The organism is Siphonobacter sp. BAB-5405 (assembly GCF_002872335.1).
In the GTDB taxonomy this organism is placed as follows: domain Bacteria; phylum Bacteroidota; class Bacteroidia; order Cytophagales; family Spirosomataceae; genus Siphonobacter.
Genome location: NZ_NJAG01000077.1, coordinates 1 through 3,538, shown reverse-complemented (window position 1 = coordinate 3,538; position 3,538 = coordinate 1). Strand labels below are relative to the sequence as shown.

4 protein-coding genes are annotated in these 3,538 nt (G+C 42.7%); 3 read left to right on the top strand and 1 reads right to left on the bottom strand.

Annotated features, from left to right (window positions below):
• From BWI97_RS28685 to BWI97_RS25540, 3 genes are all read left to right on the top strand, one after another.
• Positions 1 to 546: hypothetical protein (locus BWI97_RS28685; RefSeq protein ID WP_233208047.1), on the top strand; the 546-nt coding region annotated here is incomplete at its 5' end.
• Between the two features lie 486 nt (positions 547 to 1,032).
• The gene (locus BWI97_RS25545) at positions 1,033 to 1,452 is read left to right on the top strand and encodes a hypothetical protein (RefSeq protein WP_102203331.1); all 420 of its coding nucleotides are present in this window, start codon (positions 1,033 to 1,035) and stop codon (positions 1,450 to 1,452) included.
• Positions 1,443 to 1,709, top strand: coding sequence for an AraC family transcriptional regulator (locus tag BWI97_RS25540; RefSeq protein WP_233208046.1), 267 nt, complete (start codon positions 1,443 to 1,445; stop codon positions 1,707 to 1,709). Before BWI97_RS25545 ends, BWI97_RS25540 begins: the two co-directional genes overlap by 10 nt.
• Positions 1,710 to 1,995: 286 nt before the next feature.
• Here the strand turns inward: BWI97_RS25540 and BWI97_RS27800 are convergent.
• Positions 1,996 to 3,538, bottom strand: a 1,543-nt coding sequence (locus BWI97_RS27800; protein WP_199182105.1) for a hypothetical protein, incomplete at its 5' end; no start/stop codon positions are given.

The following is a 3,538-nucleotide window of genomic DNA, read 5'->3' as shown; positions in this document are numbered from 1 at the left end:
AAGGGGCTTTTTCGATTCAAAGGAGACATCATCCCTTCTGCCGTGATAGGCCAGGATGGAGAAGGCCGTGCGTTTTTTCAAGGGTACGGCAACCGATTTTACAGAAAAACATCGTACGCACCGATCCTCCTGCAAAAAATACCTATCTACCTGGGACTCCTTGCCGCCTGCCTGTGCCTGCTCTATACAATGGTAGGCGTATTTCTCATACCAGCTAAAAAAATTAAACTGAGGCAGTTTTCTATCCCGTTTTTTTCATCGGTGGGAATTCTTTGTCTGGGCCTATCGTATCGACTCCTGGGAGTAACGGATGCGATTCATAAAGAACGCTTTACCTACCTAAATGCAACCAGTTTCTTTATCTTCGCCGGTATGATCTTATTTGCCATAGGGGTTATCCTGGGAGCCTACGCTTTGTACCGCCAGTGGGATGAGTTAACGAAACCCTGGATCAGATTTGCCTTACTTTTCAATAGTATCTTTTTGTTTTACTTGGTTGTGCTGTTGACGATACACGGCTGGATTGGCGTTCCCCTCTGGCTGTAAAACCACTAAAAGTTTTCAATTCCACCCATTCAGCAGCCCTGCCCATGAGCTTATGTCCGACTTACCGATCTTAGCTACGTTCTTTGCCTTTTCAGCTGGAGCATTAGTTCTGTTGGGATCTTTGTTTTTATTGGGGTTTACCAAGGTGAACCCGTCCGCCGACCGATGGCTGGGAACCTTCTATTTCATCCTGGCCTGTACCTTTACCCAACCTTTTCTGGAAGCATTTAAGCTGGATGCCGGCGGGTGGTCTCATCTCTTGGAATTACCCAGGTGGGCCATGCTTCCCTGTTTATATATGGCCGTAAATTATTACGTAGCACCTTCTTTATTACCTAAGAACAGGCTCCTGCATTTTGTGCCTTTTCTTCTTTTTCTGCTCTTTTCTCTAGTTTACCTAATACCCGCTCTCACTAGCCCTGAGGCCTATGTACCTTCCCTGCCGGCTTGGATCAGGTTATAATCCGGTATTTTTTCCTGGGCCAGATGATGTATTATTGGATGAGCTGCTTTGCTCTACTCCGTCGTCACCAAGCAAACCTCCTATTCCTCTCTTCGTTTACCGAAAACATTGATCTGAAGTGGCTCAGCTACCTCCTGGCTTCAGTGCTAGTATTGATGTGTATTCGCCTCCTGAGCCTGTTCATTACTGAAATCACTCCTTTTTCCCCGATTCTCTATTTTGGAGGGATTATTGTGCTGGCTTATACCAGCTTAACTCAGCAATCCATTTATCTAACAGAGGCTTCTCTTCCCGTAGAAAAAGACGAGATAGAAGCCAAGAAAGAGACAAATGAACGACTGACGCCCGCTCAGGTTGGCAAGCTCCAAAGGATCATCCTGCAAAAGACTCAGGAAGAGAAACTCTATCTTGATCCACAGCTCACCCTTTCAGCTTGGCACTGAAAACAGGTATCACCACCCATGAGTTATCGTACGTACTTAATACTGGATTGAGTAAGAACTTTTACCAGTTTATTAATGAACTGCGAATTCAGGAAGCGAAAGCCCTGCTATTATCTGATGACCTCAAGCATATAGATCTGCTGGGTATGGGTCTCAAAGCGGGTTTTAATTCCAAAACTACGTTTTACACGACCTTCAAAAAAGCTACGCATCTTACGCCTAAACAATACATCAAGACTCATACCCAAACCACTTGAACGTGCTTGTGCTCATGAACAAATTTGCAAGGCAAGTTCATACACCGGTATTTGAAAGTAAATCAGCATTTCTAAAGCAGGTTGTAGCTTAGTGACTATCTTAATCCTCTATCTAGACATACTTGTGTAGATAATGAATTAAAATCATAAAGAATTAACGTTACTTTTAATAACGTTTTGAAAAGGTTCGTTTGTAAAATGCCATAAGGTTTTTGTCATTTCTCTCGTAATTCCCATAGGTCCTATCTAAGTTAATCTATTTTTTTTCTACAGGAAGCTTATAAGCCTATTTCTTTTTAGCGGGTTTTACTCGGTTCGTTCGCTTTGTCAAGTCGATACCAATGACTGCTATTTGTTCAATCTTAGGATAACTAGGGGATAGTTGCATCCAGTGGGCTTGTAATGCCTCGACAAGTTCAGCAAAAGTCACTTTTACATTACTTTCCTGTAACTGCCAAGTTATCTTTTTGCCCCGATATACGAGTACAAATATTCCCCGACTAGAGTGGTTGTCTCGTAAATAATCTCCACACAACTGATTCTCTAATCTTTCAAAAAGGTCTGGCCCACCCCAATTATCAGCCAGTTTGAGTTCAACTGGAACGGGAGCATTAAAGCGTGAGCTACTAAAACGGCAATCGGGCCTTTTTGCATCGGCAAGCTCCTCTTCTTGGGTAATTACATATTTGTCGAAGGAACGGCTTCCGCACCAATTGGCTATCACTTTTCTGATGCCCGCTTCTTGATCTTCCTTTGCTAATGTAGAAGCAATACTGTCATCCCCTTCTTCAAGGCTGTGTTTCAAGTCCAATAATTGCTGAACCCCCAAATCAAATAGTTCGCGATGGTTGGACGGCGTACACTCCATTGTTTTAGCAAATTCACTAAATTGAGAAGAGGTCCAAGGTGAACTATCTGCATCTATTTCCTCGCGTTCTTTCGCGTATTGTTTTAACCGTTTCCGAGACTCTTCAACCGGATGCGTTCTAGCTAGTTCTTTAAGAGCCAAATACGTTTCTTTACCCGGAATCGTATTGAGCATGGACAACAAGTAATCACGGGCTTCTTGGGCATCATCACGTAATTCGGGAGAATAGGCTCCTGAGTTAGCTCTATGAAGATCGTTTTCGAAGCGGATGTACTGATGCATTAGCTGGTAAAGCTGCATCAAGTGTGTAGGCGTTTTGAAAGCTTCTCTAAAACCTGACCCTGAACGTCTTTTTCCTAAAAGAGCCACTATCATGATCATAGCCTTTTGGGTAGCTTTCTGTTGATCATGCAAATTGATTGCGGCTAACCAATCAGAAAAGGGTTTAATTGCTTGCTTGGGGTCTACGCTTATCCAGGTTGCATACCAGTAGGGAATAGTCGCTATAGAAATAGGCACGTTACACTTCCGTTCAGCTAGTTGAGCAAGCATATGGTTTGAAATGCTCGAACTTCCCTGAACAATTTTGAGCAAATCCTTTAAGATACTAATGTGGATTGGTTCTTTATCTAGTAATACTAGCATAGCTTCAGCGATGCTATTCCATAGCCATTCCCCACTCCAACAAACTTTGCTTAAAACATAATGCTTGTTTTCCTTTAAACATTCTAGTTCCCAGCCAATCTCCTGAATAACTAGCTCACTAACTTTTTGGGGATGTTGCTCGTATAGCCTTGGAAACCAGCTTGGGAATCTATTTAGTTCTCGAAAAGCATAGCGACAGGCAATCTCAACTTCTTCTTCACTAAAGTCTTGAGACCAATGTGTTAGTTGCGACGATTCTAATTCAAGCCCAGCCAACCCAAATTCAATACCAACCGTATAAATGTCCTCATTATCT

Bases quoted from the DNA above. Each gene is read 5' to 3' on its own strand.
- BWI97_RS25545 (WP_102203331.1), top strand. From the start codon at position 1,033: ATGATGTATTATTGGATGAGCTGCTTTGCTCTACTCCGTCGTCACCAA.